Below are 15,924 nucleotides of genomic sequence, written 5' to 3'. Positions count from 1 at the left end.
CCATCTCGGCATCATCATGGTGGTGAACATGGAGATCGGCATGATCACCCCGCCGGTCGGGCTCAATCTCTTCGTCACCTCCTCGGTGGCGTCCATGCCGATGATGCGCGTGGTCAGGGCCGCCCTGCCCTGGCTCGGCATCCTGTTCCTGTTCCTGATCATCGTGACCTACGTGCCCTGGATCTCCACGGTCCTGCCCACCTGGTTCATGGGGCCCGAGATGATCATCCGCTAGGCTCGGCCGGAGCCGGAAAGCCCGGCGCCGGTCCCGCCACAACCGGGGCGCGAATTTCGCGTCCATACCCGCTATCCCCAGGTTTAACAGGGCGCGTTTCGCCGGCTTCGGGCTATAAGGCGGCCCGAAGGAGACCGACTCATGGCCGACGGACCAGCCGCCCCCGAGCTCGCGCAGCCGCTTCCGAGCAATATCGAGGCCGAACAGGCGCTGCTCGGCGCGCTGCTCGTCAACAACGACGTCTACGACCGGGTCGCCGGCATCGTGCGGCCGGAGCATTTCTTCGACCCGGTGCATGCGCGGATCTTCGAGGTGACCGGCGAGCGCATCAAGAAGAACGCGCTCGCCACCCCGGTCACGCTCAAGGCCTTCTTCGAGGCCGATACCGGACTCGACACGCTCGGCGGCCCGGCCTATCTCGTGCGGCTCGCGGGTGCCGCGATCTCGCTCTTCGCCGCGCGGGACTATGCACAGCTGATCTACGACCTCGCCATCCGCCGAAACCTGATCCTGATCGGACAGGAGATCGCGGAGAAGGCGACGCGCATGGAGGTCGACAGCGAGCCCAAGGACCAGATCGTCGAGGCCGAGCAGGCGCTCTACCAGCTCGGCGAGGAAGGCAAGGTCGACAAGGGCTTCCAGAGCTTCCGCCGCGCGGTCTTCGACGCGGTCAACGTCGCCAATGCCGCCTATCTGCGCGACGGCGGTCTCGCCGGGATCTCGACCGGCTTTGTCGACATCGACCACAAGCTCGGCGGGCTGCATCCCTCCGACCTCCTGATCCTCGCCGGCCGGCCGTCCATGGGCAAGACCGCGCTCGCCACCAACATCGCCTTCAACATCGCGAAGGCCTATCGGAAGGGCACGAAGCCCGACGGCAGCGAGGGTGCCATCGAGGGCGGCGTCGTCGGCTTCTATTCGCTGGAGATGTCCTCCGAGCAGCTCGCCGCCCGCATCCTCTCAGAGGCTGCGCGGGTGCCCTCGAACCAGATCCGCGAGGGGCGCATGAGCGAGGAGGAGATGCGCCGCTTCATCGAGGCGGCCAAGGCGCTGGAGAACGCGCCGCTCTTCATCGACGACACGCCGGCCCTGCCGATCTCGACCATCGCGGCGCGGGCGCGGCGGCTCAAGCGCCAGCACGGGCTCGACGCGCTCTTCATCGACTATCTCCAGCTCGCCCGCCCGGCTTCAGCCCGCTCCGAGGGCCGCGTCCAGGAGGTCTCGGAGATCACGCAAGGTTTGAAGGCCATCGCCAAGGAGCTCAACATCCCCGTGATCGCCCTCTCCCAGCTCTCGCGCCAGGTGGAGAGCCGCGAGGACAAGCGCCCGCAGCTCTCGGACCTGCGCGAGTCGGGCTCGATCGAGCAGGACGCCGACGTGGTGATGTTCGTCTTCCGCGAGGAATACTACAAGGAGCGCGAGAAGCCGGGCGACCACGACATCGAGGGCATGATGAAGTGGAAGGACGAGATGAGCGCGCTGCACGGCCGCGCCGAGGTCGTCATCGGCAAGCAGCGCCACGGGCCGATCGGCACGGTGGATCTCGCCTTCGAGGGCGAGTTCACGCGGTTCTCGAATCTTGAGCGATTTCATGAGGACCGCCAATACGCTCCGGCGGCCTCAAGCCGCCCAATGCAGATCGGGAACAAGCAGGGGTTGTCAGTTGATCAGGGTAAATCCAAACCCGCAGTAAGTCCCGAGGATTTTAGGTAGCGCAGTGCCATATTTGTTACCTGCTACGCGCGAACTATGACCTAGATATCTTTCGTTCCTTTTTAGGGCATCGCCGAATTTCTTCGGCTCCGATCAAGGCCCCAGCCATACGGAAGTTACCGCCGTGCACACCAAATCAACCCGGCTGCTTCGGCGCGTAGGCCAGGGGTGCAGGTCGAATACGCGCGCACGTGGGTGAAGCAGGCGTCCAGGCTCTTGCCGTACCGACGCCTCGCTTGCATCGCTTCGTTCACAGTGCTGCATTGCCCGTACGCTCGACTGGGGTGAGGCGGCCGCAAGTTCCCCCTGCCACCGCTCGCCGAACGGACGCAGATCGAGTTCGAAGGTCCAGGCGGAGAGGGGCTGGTGGGTGAGGAAATGCGCTGCCTCGGCGATCGCCGCGGGGTCGAGGAAGAAATCGTCCGGCGCATCGGACGCCCGGGCACGGGTGGTCGCGCCGGTGCCTGCGATCGCGTAGTTCCGCTCGCCCCGAGGAGCGGGGCTCAGGGTGGCGACTCAACCGGGCGCCCGGCGCAGGCCGGTTAGCGGGTCAGTACCAGGAGCAGGATACCGCCCACCACCAGGGCGATCCCGACGATTTCCTGGGCGCTCGGCCGTTCGCCGAAGGCGAGCCGTGCGGTCAGCAGGCTGAAGAGGATCTCCACCTGCCCCACCGCCTTGACCTCCGCCGCCGGGGCCAGGGTGAAGGCGGTGAACCAGCCGAGCGAGGCGAGCATGCCGACCGCCCCCACCGGGACGGCGAGGCGCCAGGCGCGCAGCACGGCCCCGACCGCGCCGGGCTGGCGCCAGCGCATCCAGAGCGTCATGAAGAGCGTCTGCGCCACCGTCACGCAGGCCAGCGTGAAGGCCGCGCGCAGGAGAAAGCCGCCGTCGCCTTCGAGCGCCAGCGCCGCCGCCCGGTAGGAGACGCCGGAGAGCGCGAAGGCGGTGCCCGAGGCGATGCCGACCCCTGCCGCGCGGTTGAGGATGCCGCCGCGCCAGCCGTTCCTGGCCGAGAGCAGCAGCACGCCCGCGACGCTGATCGCCACACCGCCCCAGGAGAGCGGCCCCAGCCAGTCGCCGAGCAGCAGCGCGCCGAGCAGCGCCGCCTGGATCGTCTCGGTGCGTGCAAACGCGTTGCCGACCGCGAAGTTGCGCATGGCGAAGACCTGCAGGAGCAGCATCTGCCCGGCGATCTGGCCCGCGCCCCCGACCAGTGCCCAGAGCACGAAGGTGGCGGCGATCCCCGGCGCGCCCCCGGCGCCCGCTCCGAGCACGGCGGCCAGCAGCACCGCGAGCGGCGCCGCGAAGAGGAAGCGCGCATAGGTCGCCCCGAGCACGCCGACGCGCCCGGAGAGGGATTTCTGCAGCGCCGAGCGCAGGTTCTGCAGGAAGGCCGCGCCGACCGAGAGCGCGACCCAGATCTCCGGGCTCACGCCGGTGCAGGCCGCTTGACAGGGCCCGGAGGAGCCAATCTACCGAAGGTCGGCGTGGAAGGAGGCGAGGGCCCCATGAGCAAATCCTATCCCGAGATCACCAGGCGCATCGTCGGCGGCGTCCGGGTGCTGCGCAAGAACATTCCCGAGACGATGAAGGGTTTCAGCGCCATGGCGAGCGCGGCGACCCGGGAGGGCGCGCTCGACACCAAGACCAAGGAGCTGATCGCGCTCGCCATCGGCGTGGCCACGCGCTGTGATGGCTGCATCGGCTTCCACATGGAGGCGTTGGTCAAGCTCGGGGCGAGCCGCGAGGAAGTCGAGGAGGCCCTCGGCATGGCGGTCTACATGGGCGGCGGGCCGGCGCTGATGTATGCGGCCGATGCCATGCACGCCTTCGACCAGTTCTCCGGCGCCGGAGAATGATGGCGGCGGCCGGCAAGGCGCCACGCCCTGCGGACGCGGCCGGCGAAAAAGTTCCGCGGCGGTGTCGATTTCCGGAGATCGCGTTCGTCGTTTCAATATCCGGCCGAAGGGGCCGGCTCAGACACGGAGAGAGACGATGCGCGTGATGGTTCTGGTGAAGGCGACCGACGACAGCGAAGCGGGCATGCGGGCGGACCCCGAGACGACGGCGATGTTCGAGGCGATGGGCCGGTTCAACGAGGAGCTGGTCAAGGCCGGCGTCATGCTCGCCGGCGACGGCCTCAAGCCCTCCTCCCACGGCAAGCGCGTCGCCTTCGACGGCCCCGGCCGCAGGGTCATCGACGGGCCCTTCGCCGAGACCCGCGAACTGGTCGCCGGCTACTGGCTCTGGGAGGTCAAGGACATGGAGGAGGCGCTCGCCTGGGCGAAGCGCTGCCCCAATCCCATGCCGGGCCCGAGCGAGCTCGAGATCCGGCCGCTCTACGAGATGGCCGATTTCCAGGAGATCCTGACGCCGGAGGTCAAGGAGATCCACGAAAGGACCCGCGAGAAGCTCGCCGGCAGCTGAGGCCCTTTCCGGGCGTTGGGGTCCGGAAGCAGCGCGGTCTCCGTGGCCTTGTTGCGGGTGGCCGAGCGAAGCCCGCATGAGACCGCCGGCCATTGCCCGCTTGCCTCGTCCGGGGCTTCGGCCGACAAGGCGGCATGGCGGCGGGCGAGACGCGACAGGCGATCGAGGCGGTGTTCCGCATCGAGCGGGCCAGGCTCATCGGGGGCCTGGTCCGGATCCTGCGCGACGTCGACCAGGCGGAAGAACTGGCGCAGGACGCCCTGGTCGTCGCCCTCGCGGAATGGCCGGAAACCGGCGTGCCGGCCAATCCCGGCGCCTGGCTGATGACGGTCGCGCGGCGCCGCGCCATCGATGCGCTGCGCCGCGACAGGATGCGCGCGCGCAAGCACGAGCAGATCGCGCGGGATATGGACGCGGAGGCCGGCTTCGCCGAGGAGACCGACCCGGCCGCGGGTGGGGATCCCGGCGACGAGTTGCTGGGCCTCATCTTCGCCGCCTGCCACCCGGTGCTCTCGGCCGATGTCCGCGCGGCGCTCACGCTGCGGGTGGTCGGCGGCCTGACTACCGAGGAGATCGCCCGTGCATTCCTCGCAAGCGAGCCGACCATCGCCCAGCGCATCGTCCGCGCCAAGAAGACCATCGCAAGGGCGGGCCTGGGCTTCGAGGTGCCACGCGGCGCCGCGCGCGCGGCGCGGCTCGCCTCGGTGCTGGAGGTGATCTACCTGATCTTCAACGAGGGCTATGCCGCCACCGCGGGCGAGGACCTGGTCCGGCCGGACCTCTGCCTCGAGGCGCAGCGGCTCGGCCGCATCCTGGCCGGGCTGATGCCCGACGAGGCCGAGGTGCTGGGCCTGCTCGCCCTGATGGAGATCCAGGCCTCGCGCCTCGCCGCGCGTGTCGGACCGGACGGCGCGCTGCTGACGCTGACCGAGCAGAACCGCGCGCGCTGGGACCAACTCATGATCCGCCGTGGCCTCGACGCGCTCGCCCGTGCCGAGGCGCTGGGAGGTGACGGCCCCTATGTCCTCCAGGCCGCGCTCGCCGCCTGCCACGCCCGCGCGCGCAGCCCCGGAGACACGGACTGGCCCCGCATCGCGGCGCTCTACGACCGGTTGCGCGTGGTGATGCCCTCGCCGGTGGTCGATCTCAACCGGGCGGTCGCCCATAGCATGGCCTTCGGCCCCGAGACCGGCCTGCGGCTGATCGACGCGATCGCCGGGGCCGATGCCTTGCAGGGCTACGCGCCCCTGCCGGCGGCACGGGGCGATTGCCTGTTCCGGGCCGGTCGCCGGGCCGAGGCCCGCGCCCAGTTCGAGGCCGCCGCCCGGCTCAGCCGCAACGCGCGGGAAAGGGCCTTCCTGCTCGCCCGGGCGGAGGCCTGCGACTGAGGGCAAGCGCTGCCTGCGACAGAGCCGCAGGCAACCCTGCTCACCTGAACCGCGATCCGGCGGTTCGGCGCTCCTAGCGCATGGGCGGGAGCGAGTTCCCCGATCCCGCGCGCTGGGCGAGCGCCTTCTTGAAGATGACCAGCGGCAGGATCAGCACGGCGATGACCCCGAAGAGCCAGACCACCAGGGTGGCGATCACCCAGGTCGAGAAGCCGGTGATCACCAGCCCGTCGGTCAGCCAGGTGGTCACGAGCAGCCCGACGAAGGTTGTCACCAGGGCGATGCCGCCGGTGATGGCGCGCACGTATTTGAACGAGAGCTTGAAGATCAGCGGCGCGAGGATGAAGCGCGCCGCGGTGAAGATCACGATGACCCAGAGAAAGCCCGGGGGCGTGATGACGAAGCCGGGCAGCAGCCACTTGGCCACCAGAAGGCCGATGGCATTGGCCACCAGCTCGACGACCGTCAGGGCAATCAGACGAACCATGCGGGCCTCCTTCGCAGCGGAACGTAGCCGCGGCGCCTTCCGCATACAAGCGGGCTCTGCCGGCGCCTCGGGGCGATCGGACTTGGTGCCCATTCCTTCTTTCTCGACCGTCCCGCAACAAGACGAGGGCAGCGCCCGCCTGGAGCGCGGAAACCATACCGGGCGAAAGTCCGCTCCCGCCCGCCCTTCAGCCGCGCGGGCGTCTGGCCAAGCGGCGCGCCGCTTGCTAGACAGGCCGCGGGCCGGTCACGGCGATGTTGCTGGCCCAACCGCCTGTTGATGGTGTAGATCGGCCCGATCGTTTCCGATGGTATCCGCTAGTCGCGAGTGCATGGTATGAAGTCGCCGCAATCCTTTCCCCGATTCTTCTGTCCGCTGTCCGGACCTGCCCGCGCGGCCGGAGCGGGATGGCAAGACGGCCGGATCGCATGATCCTCGATGCGAACACCGCCGACCGCCAGGCCTTCGAGCGGGAATTCGACGCCTGCGTGATCGGCACCGGCCCGGCCGGGATCTGCATCGCGCGCAAGCTGGCGGAGGCGGGTTTCGACGTCGCGCTCATGGAGGGCGGCGACCTCGACTACACCCCGGAATCGCAGGAACTCTACGTCGGCGACGTGATCGGCCACGATTACTACCAGACCGACGTGACGCGGCTGCGCTTCTTCGGCGGCACCTCGAACCACTGGGGCGGGCGCAGCCGTACGCTGGAGCCCCATGATTTCGAGCATCATCCCTATCATCCGCTGAGCGGCTGGCCGATCGACAAGACCGACCTCGACCCCTATGCGGAGGAAGCCGACACGGTGCTCGACCTGCCGCCTGCGGAGGTCTTTCCCGACCGGGTCGACGATTACGCCGGCCCGGACATGCCGATCATCAAGTTCCGGCAGAGCCCGCCGACCCGCTTCGGCGAGAAATACCACGACGAGCTCGCGGCCTCCGAGCGCATCACCCTCGCCGTGAACGCCAATCTGGTGGACATGCGCCTCGATCCGACGCTCGCCACGGTCGAGACGGCGCTGTTCAAGTCCTATGCGCCGGGCGATGCCGGCTTCCCGGTCCGGGCGCGCCTCTTCTGCCTCTGCCTCGGCGGGCTCGAGAACCCGCGCTTCCTGCTCAACGCCAACAGCCAGATCCCCGAGGGCATCGGCAATTCCAACGATCTCGTCGGCCGCTTCTTCGCCGAGCACATGGCCTTCAAGATCGGCAGCGTGCTCTTCGAGAGCGAGGTGCCGACCGGTCGCGGCTACGAGCCGACGGCGGAGTTGATGGACGAATACGAGATCCTCAACTTCAACCTTCTCGTCGGCACGAAAGGCCTTGAATTCACGCGGGAAGCCGCGCGCAGCGTCATCTGCTCGGGCGAATTCTCCGAGCGGCTGGCGGAAAAGGTGCTCGGGCGGCCGCTCGACTGCGACTTCGGCGGGCTCGGGGAATATTGGGAGAACCTCAACGCCGAGGACCGCGACCAGGGCTGGCTCGCGGTCATCATCGAGCAATCGCTCAATCCCGACAGCCGGGTGATGCTCGCCGAGGAGCGCGACATCTTCGGCCACCGCCGCCTCGCGCTCGACTGGCAGTTCACCGAACTCGACGCCCATACCACGCGCACCGCCGCCACGCTGATCGCTCAGCGCTTCGCCGAACAGGGGCTCGGCCGCGTGCAGATCCGAGACTGGCTGATGGCCGAGCCGGTGGTCTGGCCGGCCATGGGCGAGGGCCAGGGCGAGGTCGGGCTGCACCACCACATGTGCACGACCCGCATGAGCGCCGATCCTGCCGAGGGCGTGGTGGACGCCGATTGCCGCATCCACGGGATGAGCAATCTCTATATCGGCGGCTCCAGCGTCTTCTCCACCGGCGGCCATGCGAACCCGACCTATACGGTGGTCCAGCTCGCGCTGCGCCTCGGCGATCATCTGGTGGCGCAGCTTTCGGCCTGATCCCGGCCCGGTCCGTGCGCGCGCCGGAGCCTCGCTTCAGCCGCTCCCAAAGGACGCCGCCAGCGCCTCGGCGCCGCGCGCGAGCATCGCCGCGTCGATGCCCACGGCGGTGAAGCAGGTCCCGAACGCCATGCAACGCCGCGCGAAGGCGGGATCGAGGGTGAGGATGCCGGCCGGGCGGCCGGCCGCGACGATGCGCCGGATCGTCTCCTCGACGGTCGCGACCACCTCGGGATGCCCGGCCGCGCCGGGATGCCCCAGGCTCGCCGCGAGATCGGCCGGCCCGATGAAGATCGCATCCACCCCGTCGACCGCCATGATCTCGTCGAGCGCATCGAGCGCCTCGCGGGTCTCGACCTGCACGATCAGGCAGAGCTCCGTCTCGGCGCGCAGCACATAATCCTCGACGCGCCCGAACCGCCCCGCCCGCGTGGTCGTCGCCACCCCCCGCAGGCCGCGCGGCGGATAGCGCATCGCCGCCACTGCCGCCCGGGCCTCCGCCGCCGATTGCACGTAAGGGATCAGCAGCGTCTGGGCGCCGGCGTCGAGCAGCCTTTTGATCAGCACCGTGTCGTTGGTCGCCGCGCGCACCACCGGCGCGACCTCGTAGGCGGCCGCCGCCTGAAGCTGCGGGAGCACCGAGATCGGGTCGCCCGGCGCATGCTCGGTGTCGAAGACCAGCCAGTCGAAGCCCGCTCCCGCGAGGATCTCGGCCACATAGCTGCCGGGCAAGGCGCCCCAGAGCCCGATCTGCTGCTCGCGCGCCGCGAGCCGCCGCTTGAAGCGGTTCACCGGCAGCGCGGTCACGACCCCGCCCCCGCAGGCAGGCCGCCCGGCCGACCGGCTTCCTTCATTGCCTGGTTTCTGGCGCTCATACCGCTCCCCCGCCGCCCGCGACGACCCTGCTTGGCACGTCGGCCGGGCACCGACAAGGTCTGGTCGTGCCACCTGCGCGAGGCCCCATGCGTTGACCGTGGCTTCCCCGCCCCGTATTGACTTTCGGGAGCAGGGCGACATTCGGTGAGGCGGCCGGAGGGCGCCCGCGGGGGAGATGCATGGGCCTGCTGGATCCGGACCGGCTGTTTCCGATCGAGCCCGGGGCGCGCGGCCTCGCCCGGGACCTCTACGAGACGGTGCGCGGCCTGCCCATCATCAGCCCGCATGGCCATACCGACCCGCGCTGGTACGCCGAGAACGCGCCCTTTCCCGATCCGGCGCAGCTCTTCGTGGTGCCCGACCATTATGTCTTTCGCATGCTCTGCTCCCAGGGCGTGCCGCTCGCCGCGCTCGGCGTGCCCCGGAGCGACGGCGGCCCGACCGAGACCGACGGCCGGAGGATCTGGCATCGCTTCGCCGAGAATTACCACCTCCTGCGCGGCACGCCGTCGCGGCTCTGGCTCGACCATACCTTCGAGACGGTGTTCGGCCTCGACCGCCGCCTCTCGGCCGAAACCGCCGATCACTATTACGACACCATTGCCGGGTGCCTCGCCCGGCCGGAGTTCCGCCCCCGCGCCCTCTTCGAGCGTTTCGGCATCGAGGCGATCTCGACCACCGACGGCGCCCTCGACGACCTGCGCTGGCACGCGGCGATCCGCGATTCCGGCTGGCCGGGCCGCGTCTTGCCCGGCTACCGCCCGGACACCGTGGTCGATCCCGACTTCGAGGGCTTCGCCGGCAACCTCGACCGGCTGGGCGAGATCACCGGCTGCGACACCGGATGCTGGGCCGGCTATCTCGAGGCCCACCGCGCCCGCCGCGCCTTCTTCAAGGAATACGGCTGCACCAGCTCCGACCACGGGCACCCGACCGCCCGCACCGAGAACCTCGCCCCGGCCGAGGCGGAGGCCCTCTTCGACCGCATCCGCGCCGGCAGGGCGGGTTCCGGGGACGCCGGGGCCTTCCGTGGCCAGATGCTGACCGAGATGGCGCGGATGAGCCTCGACGACGGGCTCGTGCTGCAGATCCACCCGGGTTCCTGGCGCAACCATTCCGCCGAGACCCATGCGCGCTTCGGCCGCGACAAGGGCTTCGACATCCCGACGCGCACCGATTTCGTCGGGGCGCTGAAGCCGCTGCTCGATGCCGTCGGCATGCGCGCCGATCTCACCATCGTGGTCTTCATGCTCGACGAGACGACGCTCGCGCGCGAGCTCGCGCCGCTGGCGGGCGTCTATCCGGCGCTGCGGCTCGGGCCCCCCTGGTGGTTCTTCGACAGTCCCGAGGGCATGCGCCGCTTCCGCGAGCTGACCACCGAGACCGCGGGCTTCTACAATACCGTCGGCTTCAACGACGACACCCGCGCCTTCTGCTCGATCCCCGCGCGGCACGACATGGCGCGGCGGGTGGATTGCGCCTGGCTCGCCACCCTGGTCGCCACGGGGCGCCTCGCGCGGGACGAGGCGCCCGAGCTCGCGCGGGAGCTCGCCCATGACCTCGCCAAGCGGACCTACAGGCTGTGAGCCCGGCCCGGCGCGATGATTTCCCCTGACCCCCGGGAGGACCCATGCTGAACGTCGAGACCCGCCATGCCATCGACCCCGCCACCGCGCGAGGCTTCGACACCGAGACGCTGCGCCGGCATTTCCACGTCGGCGGCATCTTTCGCGACGGCGAGATCCGACTGATCTACACCCATTACGATCGCATGATCGTCGGCGGCGCGGTGCCTGCGGGTGGCGCGCTCATCCTCGACAAGGTGGCCGAGGCCGGCACCGAGAGCCTGCTCGACCGGCGCGAGATGGTGGTCGTCAACATCGGCGGCGACGGCACGGTCTCGGCCGCCGGCAGCGATCACGCCATGGCCAAGGGCGACATGCTCTATCTCGGCATGGGCTCCGGTCCGGTCACCTTCGCCGGACAGGGGCGCTTCTACATCCTCTCCGCGCCCGCCCACGGCATCCACCCGACCCGCCTGATTCGGATCGCCGAGGCGGCCACCATCAACCTCGGCTCGGCCGAGGCGGCGAATGCGCGTACCATCTACCAGTTCGTGCATCCCGACGTGATGAAGGCCTGCCAGCTCGTCGTCGGGCTGACCCGGCTGGAGCCGGGCTCGATCTGGAACACCATGCCGGCGCATGTGCACGACCGCCGCAGCGAGGCCTATCTCTACATCGACCTGCCCGAGAGCGCCCGCGCCATCCACCTGATGGGCGAGCCGACCGAGACCCGCCATCTGGTGCTGAAGAACGAGGAGGGCGCGATCTCCCCGCCCTGGTCGATCCACGCCGGGGCGGGAACCTCGGCCTATACCTTCATCTGGGCCATGGCCGGCGACAATGTCGATTACAAGGACGTCGACATGGTGGCCATGGAGACGCTGCGGTGAGGCCTTCAGCCCAGGCGGCCGTGGCGGTGCCAGGCGATCGCGTCCTCGAGCCGGTCGTCCCCCCGGAAGACCTCTCCTCCGACCACGAAGCTCGGCGAGCCGAAGATGCCGGCGGCCTTCGCCGCTGCGGTCTCCGCGGCGAGCGCGCGCTTGCTCTCGGGGGCGTCGGCGAGGCCCGTCACCCGTGCCGGGTCCTGACCGATGCGGCGCAGGCTCTTGCCGAGGTTCGGCTCGCTCCCCGCGGGCTGGCCTTCCTGGAACCGGATGCGATAGGTTTCCACCACGTCGTCGCGGCACCGGCCCTCGCGCATGACGACGAGCGCAACCCGGTTGGCGCGCGCGAGATCCTCGAGCGGACAGGGCGCGGGCAGCCGCGCCGGCAGCCCGTATCCCGCCCGGATCATGGCAGATCGGCGCCCGCCTGTCGGGCGGGTGCCGCAGGGGGCCGGCCATGAGCGATCCTTTCCGCCTCGACGGCAAGGTGGCGCTGGTCACCGGCGCCAATACCGGGATCGGCCAGGCCATCGCCCTCGCCATGGCCGGCGCCGGGGCCGAGGTGGTCGCCGCGGGCCGTTCCTCGCTCGACGAGACCCTCGACCTGATCGCCGGGAAGGGCCTGAAGGCGCGGCCGCTCGCGCTCGCGCTCGACGATCCGGTGGCCGCCGCCGCGACGCTCGCCGGCCTCGGCCGTCTCGACGTGCTGGTGAACAACGCCGGCATCATCCGCCGCGCCGATGCGGTCGATTTCAGCGAAGCCGATTGGGATGCGGTGATCGACGTCAATCTCAAGGCGGTCTTCTTCCTCGCCCAGGCCTTCGCCCGCGCCGCCTTCGCCCGCGAGGGAGGTGGTGCGATCATCAACATCGCCTCGCTGCTCTCCTTCCAAGGCGGCATCCGCGTTCCCTCCTACACCGCCGCCAAGCATGGGGTCGCCGGCCTGACCAAGCTGCTCGCCAACGAATGGGCCGCGAAGGGCATCAACGTGAACGCCATCGCACCGGGCTATATCGCGACCAACAACACCGAGGCGTTGCGCGCCGATCCCGACCGCAACCGGGCGATCCTCGAGCGCATCCCGGCCGGCCGCTGGGGCGAGGCGCGGGACATCGCCGACACCGCCGTCTTCCTCGCATCCCCGGCGGCGCAATACATCCACGGAACCATCATCCCCGTCGACGGAGGCTGGCTTGCCCGCTGATTTTCCGCGTCTGCGCCGCAGCCCCGGGCCGCGCCCCGGCACCGGCATCGTGCATCTCGGCCTCGGGGCCTTCTTCCGGGCCCATGGCGCCATCTACATCGCCGAGGCCATGGCGGCCTCGGGCGGCGACTGGGGCATTCTCGGCGTCAGCCTGCGGCATCCGGACCAGCGCGACCGCCTCGAGCCGCAGGATTATGCCTATTTCGCCGTCGAGCTCGGCCCGGAGGGCGCGACGCCACGGCCCATCGAGGTGATCGAGGACATGCGCGTGGCGCCGGAGGACCCCGCCGGGGTTCTGGCCGCCATGGCCGATCCGGGCGTGCGCATCGTCAGCCTGACCGTGACTGAGAAGGGCTATTGCCACGCGCCCGCCACCGGGCGGCTTGACCGCGGCCATCCCGACGTGCTGCACGACCTGGGCGAGCCCCTGCCCCGCTCCGCCCCCGGCTTCCTCGTGCGCGCGCTCGAACGCCGCCGCGCCGCGGGCCTGCCCCCCTTCACCGTGCTCTGCTGCGACAACCTGCCCGACAACGGCCATCTCCTGCGCGGCCTCGTGCTCGAGATGGCGGGCGAGATCGACGCGGGCCTTGCGGACTGGATCGAGGCCGAGGGAGCCTTTCCCTGCACCATGGTCGACCGCATCGTGCCCGCCACGCGCCCCGAGAACATCGACTGGGTCGCGGAGCTCACCGGCTGCCACGACGCGGCGCCGGTCCTGCACGAGCCGTTCCGGCAATGGGTCATCGAGGACCGCTTCGTCGGCGCCGCCCGTCCCGACCTCGCCGCCGTGGGCGTGCAACTCGTGCGCGAGGTCCGGCCCTTCGAGCTGATGAAGCTGCGCATGCTGAACGGCGCGCATTCCGCGCTCGCCTATCTGGGCTATCTCGCCGGATACGAGACGGTGGCCGAGGCCGCCGGCGACCCGGCCTTCGCCGCCTTTCTGCGGGGCATGTGGCAGGAGGAGGTCATCCCCACCCTCGCGCCGCCCGAAGGCGAGGATCTCGCGGCCTATGCCGAAACCTTGCTCACGCGCTTCACCAATCCCGCGATCCGCCACCGGAACTGGCAAATCGCCATGGACGGCAGCCAGAAGCTGCCCCAGCGCCTGCTCGGCACCATCGCCGACAATCTCGCCGCCGGCCGGCCCTCGCGCCGCCTCGCCCTGGCGGTCGCGGCCTGGATGCGCTACGTCGGCGGCACCGACGAGGCGGGCCAGGCGATCGACGTGCGCGATCCGCTGGCCGAGCGCCTGCGCGCGCTCTCGGACGGCGCCGCGGACCCGGCCACAAGGGTCTCCGCCCTGCTCGCTATGCGGGAGATCTTCTCGCAGGCCCTTGCCAGCGAACCCGGCTTACGTGACGCTGTCACCGCGGCCTACCGCGCGCTCGCGGAACGCGGCGCCCGGGCAGCCGTGGCGGAGATCGGCACATGAAGGACGGCTGGCGCTGGTTCGGACCGTGCGACCGGATCGGCCTCGACGTGATCGCCCACCCCGGCTGCCCGCCGGAGGGACGCCAGCGCGGGCGCGTCGAACCCTGTGGCGTCCCCGCAGCCCACAACCATGCCAAGGTGCATCATGCCTGAGCCATCGAACCTGCTCGTCCTCAATGCGGCCGACAATGTCGGCGTGCTGACCGCCCGCGTCGAGACCGGCGAGACCCGCCTTTCCGCCGGACACAAGATCGCCCGGAGCCCGATCGCCAGGGGAGCGGAGATCGTGAAGTTCGGTCAGGTGATCGGCTATGCCACCGCGGACATCCCCGCCGGCGCCCATGTGCATGTGCACAATTGCGCCTTCGGCGCCCATGACCAGAACTATCATATCGGCGTGGACCTCGCCGCCGCCCGCGCCGCGATCCCGCGCGTGGAGACCGGCAGCTTCGACGGCTATCGCCGGCCCGGCGGCCAGGTCGGCACCCGCAACATGATCGCGGTCTGCGCCACGGTGAACTGCTCGGCCACGGTGATCCGCCGCGCCGCCGAGGAGGTGACGCGCTCGGGGCTGCTCGAGGATTACCCCAATGTCGATGGCGTGGTGGCCTTCGCCCATGGCACCGGCTGCGGCATGGCCCCCGACGGGCCGGGCTTCGCCAATCTCCAGCGCGTGCTCTGGGGGCATGCCACCCACCCCAACACCGGCGCGGCGGTCTTCGTCGGGCTCGGCTGCGAGGTGATGCAGATGGCGCGGATGAAGGCGCAATTCGGCTCCGACGGCGCCGAGCGGTTCCACGGCCTGACCATCCAGGACACCGGCGGCACCACCAAGACCATCGCCCGCATCGTCGATCAGGTCCGCGAATTGCTGCCTGCGGTCAACGACATCGAGCGCGAACCGGTTCCGGCGTCGGAACTGATGCTGGCGCTGCAATGCGGCGGCTCGGACGGGTTTTCCGGCATCACCGCCAATCCCGCGCTCGGCGCGGCCTCCGACCTGCTGGTGGGCATGGGCGGCACGGTGGTGCTGGCCGAGACCTCCGAGATCTACGGCGCCGAACAGCTGCTCCTGCGCCGCGCCGCCAGCCCGGAGGTGGCCGAGAAGCTGATCGAGCGCATCCGCTGGTGGGAGCATTACTGCGAGATCAACGGCGGCTCGATGGACAACAACCCCTCGCCCGGCAACAAGGCCGGCGGGCTGACCACGATCCTCGAGAAATCGCTGGGCGCGGCGGCCAAGGGTGGCACCACGCCGCTCACGGATGTGGTGCAATATGCCGAGAAGGTCCGCACCAAGGGCTTCGTCTTCATGGATTCGCCCGGCTACGACCCGGCGAGCGTGACGGGGCAGATCGCCACCGGCTGCCAGGTGGTCACCTTCACCACCGGTCGCGGCTCGGCCTTCGGCTCCAAGCCCGCGCCGACGATCAAGCTCGCCACCAACGACCGGCTCTATGCCGCGATGCCCGACGACATGGACATCAACTGCGGCGACATCGTGAGCAAAGGCGTCTCGATCGAGGACAAGGGCCGCGAGATCCTCGACAAGGTGCTGCGCGTGGCCTCCGGCGAGAAATCGAAGAGCGAGGCGCTCGGCCTCGGGGACAACGAATTCGTCCCCTGGCAGATCGGCGCGGTGATGTAGCGCCGGCAGCCGGTCGAACCGCGAGGGGTCCCACAGTGGGACGTGCCTTATCATATTGTTATTGCAAGAGTTCTCAAAACACTGGCCGGTCGTCGTCCGATCCGTTCAACCGGAGAT

Annotated in this window: 16 protein-coding genes; 12 read left to right on the top strand and 4 right to left on the bottom strand. The window is 69.8% G+C overall.

The annotated features are described in order from the left end of the window. A partial coding sequence (locus tag V7050_RS01585; protein WP_324410191.1) for a TRAP transporter large permease subunit occupies positions 1–235 on the top strand: 235 nt, incomplete at its 5' end. 141 nt (positions 236–376) lie between these two features. Then, positions 377–1,948 (top strand): replicative DNA helicase, encoded by a 1,572-nt coding sequence (locus V7050_RS01580; protein ID WP_324366179.1) that lies wholly within the window; start codon positions 377–379, stop codon positions 1,946–1,948. Positions 1,949–2,490: 542 nt separating this feature from the next. Here V7050_RS01580 and V7050_RS01575 read toward each other — a convergent pair. Further along, positions 2,491–3,384, bottom strand: a complete 894-nt coding sequence (locus V7050_RS01575) for a DMT family transporter (RefSeq protein ID WP_324366177.1) — start codon at positions 3,382–3,384, stop codon at positions 2,491–2,493. Positions 3,385–3,459: 75 nt separating this feature from the next. Between V7050_RS01575 and V7050_RS01570 the strand changes: the two genes are divergently transcribed. From V7050_RS01570 to V7050_RS01560, 3 genes are all read left to right on the top strand, one after another. Beyond that, the gene (locus tag V7050_RS01570) at positions 3,460–3,810 is read left to right on the top strand and encodes a carboxymuconolactone decarboxylase family protein (protein WP_324366175.1); all 351 of its coding nucleotides are present in this window, start codon (positions 3,460–3,462) and stop codon (positions 3,808–3,810) included. Positions 3,811–3,946: 136 nt separating this feature from the next. Beyond that, entirely contained in the window at positions 3,947–4,378 is a 432-nt protein-coding gene (locus V7050_RS01565) for a YciI family protein (RefSeq protein WP_324366173.1), read from the top strand. A 134-nt stretch (positions 4,379–4,512) separates the two neighbouring features. Beyond that, on the top strand, positions 4,513–5,766 hold the full coding sequence (locus tag V7050_RS01560) for an RNA polymerase sigma factor (protein ID WP_324366171.1): 1,254 nt from the start codon (positions 4,513–4,515) through the stop codon (positions 5,764–5,766). 73 nt (positions 5,767–5,839) lie between these two features. Here the strand turns inward: V7050_RS01560 and V7050_RS01555 are convergent, their stop codons facing one another. After that, positions 5,840–6,253, bottom strand: a complete 414-nt coding sequence (locus V7050_RS01555) for a phage holin family protein (RefSeq protein ID WP_324366169.1) — start codon at positions 6,251–6,253, stop codon at positions 5,840–5,842. Between the two features lie 428 nt (positions 6,254–6,681). On the opposite strand from V7050_RS01555, the gene V7050_RS01550 reads away from it, so the two are divergent. Next, a complete protein-coding gene (locus V7050_RS01550) occupies positions 6,682–8,199 on the top strand; it encodes a GMC oxidoreductase (protein ID WP_324366167.1) in 1,518 nt (505 codons plus the stop codon). A gap of 36 nt (positions 8,200–8,235) precedes the next feature. On the opposite strand, the gene V7050_RS01545 is transcribed toward V7050_RS01550, so the two are convergent. Continuing rightward, positions 8,236–9,006: an aldolase/citrate lyase family protein gene (locus tag V7050_RS01545; RefSeq protein WP_324366165.1), complete on the bottom strand. Its 771-nt coding sequence runs from the start codon at positions 9,004–9,006 to the stop codon at positions 8,236–8,238. 248 nt (positions 9,007–9,254) lie between these two features. Here V7050_RS01545 and uxaC point away from each other — a divergent pair, with 248 nt between their 5' ends. Both uxaC and kduI read left to right on the top strand, forming a co-directional pair. Continuing rightward, entirely contained in the window at positions 9,255–10,661 is a 1,407-nt protein-coding gene (gene uxaC / locus V7050_RS01540) for a glucuronate isomerase (protein ID WP_324366163.1), read from the top strand. A 44-nt stretch (positions 10,662–10,705) separates the two neighbouring features. Then, positions 10,706–11,530 carry a 5-dehydro-4-deoxy-D-glucuronate isomerase gene (gene kduI, locus V7050_RS01535; RefSeq protein ID WP_324366161.1) on the top strand — a complete coding sequence of 275 codons (825 nt, stop codon included), beginning with the start codon at positions 10,706–10,708 and terminating at the stop codon, positions 11,528–11,530. Between the two features lie 5 nt (positions 11,531–11,535). Here kduI and V7050_RS01530 read toward each other — a convergent pair whose 3' ends face one another. Next, on the bottom strand, positions 11,536–11,934 hold the full coding sequence (locus V7050_RS01530) for a DsbA family protein (RefSeq protein WP_324366159.1): 399 nt from the start codon (positions 11,932–11,934) through the stop codon (positions 11,536–11,538). A 47-nt stretch (positions 11,935–11,981) separates the two neighbouring features. Here V7050_RS01530 and kduD point away from each other — a divergent pair, with 47 nt between their 5' ends. From kduD to V7050_RS01510, 4 genes are read left to right on the top strand one after another with little or no spacing between them, the layout of a single operon-like run. Continuing rightward, the gene (gene kduD, locus V7050_RS01525) at positions 11,982–12,728 is read left to right on the top strand and encodes a 2-dehydro-3-deoxy-D-gluconate 5-dehydrogenase KduD (protein WP_324366157.1); all 747 of its coding nucleotides are present in this window, start codon (positions 11,982–11,984) and stop codon (positions 12,726–12,728) included. After that, entirely contained in the window at positions 12,718–14,160 is a 1,443-nt protein-coding gene (locus V7050_RS01520; RefSeq protein WP_324366155.1) for a mannitol dehydrogenase family protein, read from the top strand. Before kduD ends, V7050_RS01520 begins: the two co-directional genes overlap by 11 nt. Then, the gene (locus tag V7050_RS01515; protein ID WP_324366153.1) at positions 14,157–14,312 is read left to right on the top strand and encodes a hypothetical protein; all 156 of its coding nucleotides are present in this window, start codon (positions 14,157–14,159) and stop codon (positions 14,310–14,312) included. Before V7050_RS01520 ends, V7050_RS01515 begins: the two co-directional genes overlap by 4 nt. Next, positions 14,305–15,807 carry a UxaA family hydrolase gene (locus V7050_RS01510; protein WP_324366151.1) on the top strand — a complete coding sequence of 501 codons (1,503 nt, stop codon included), beginning with the start codon at positions 14,305–14,307 and terminating at the stop codon, positions 15,805–15,807. The genes V7050_RS01515 and V7050_RS01510 overlap by 8 nt, the downstream gene beginning before the upstream one ends. The last annotated feature ends 117 nt before the right edge of the window (positions 15,808–15,924 follow it).

Origin of the sequence: Amaricoccus sp. (assembly GCF_036846665.1) — a bacterium.
In the GTDB taxonomy this organism is placed as follows: domain Bacteria; phylum Pseudomonadota; class Alphaproteobacteria; order Rhodobacterales; family Rhodobacteraceae; genus Amaricoccus.
The sequence above is the reverse complement of the archived record's forward strand: the minus strand, read 5'-3'. Positions and strand labels throughout refer to the sequence as shown.

Excerpts from the sequence above, each read along its gene's own strand:
- V7050_RS01580 (WP_324366179.1), top strand. The coding sequence starts at position 377 with ATGGCCGACGGACCAGCCGCCCCCGAGCTCGCGCAGCCGCTTCCGAGC.
- V7050_RS01570 (WP_324366175.1), top strand. The coding sequence starts at position 3,460 with ATGAGCAAATCCTATCCCGAGATCACCAGGCGCATCGTCGGCGGCGTC.
- V7050_RS01565 (WP_324366173.1), top strand. The coding sequence starts at position 3,947 with ATGCGCGTGATGGTTCTGGTGAAGGCGACCGACGACAGCGAAGCGGGC.
- V7050_RS01560 (WP_324366171.1), top strand. The coding sequence starts at position 4,513 with ATGGCGGCGGGCGAGACGCGACAGGCGATCGAGGCGGTGTTCCGCATC.
- V7050_RS01555 (WP_324366169.1), bottom strand. The coding sequence starts at position 6,253 with ATGGTTCGTCTGATTGCCCTGACGGTCGTCGAGCTGGTGGCCAATGCC.
- V7050_RS01550 (WP_324366167.1), top strand. The coding sequence starts at position 6,682 with ATGATCCTCGATGCGAACACCGCCGACCGCCAGGCCTTCGAGCGGGAA.
- uxaC (WP_324366163.1), top strand. The coding sequence starts at position 9,255 with ATGGGCCTGCTGGATCCGGACCGGCTGTTTCCGATCGAGCCCGGGGCG.
- kduI (WP_324366161.1), top strand. The coding sequence starts at position 10,706 with ATGCTGAACGTCGAGACCCGCCATGCCATCGACCCCGCCACCGCGCGA.
- V7050_RS01530 (WP_324366159.1), bottom strand. The coding sequence starts at position 11,934 with ATGATCCGGGCGGGATACGGGCTGCCGGCGCGGCTGCCCGCGCCCTGT.
- kduD (WP_324366157.1), top strand. The coding sequence starts at position 11,982 with ATGAGCGATCCTTTCCGCCTCGACGGCAAGGTGGCGCTGGTCACCGGC.
- V7050_RS01515 (WP_324366153.1), top strand. The coding sequence starts at position 14,157 with ATGAAGGACGGCTGGCGCTGGTTCGGACCGTGCGACCGGATCGGCCTC.
- V7050_RS01510 (WP_324366151.1), top strand. The coding sequence starts at position 14,305 with ATGCCTGAGCCATCGAACCTGCTCGTCCTCAATGCGGCCGACAATGTC.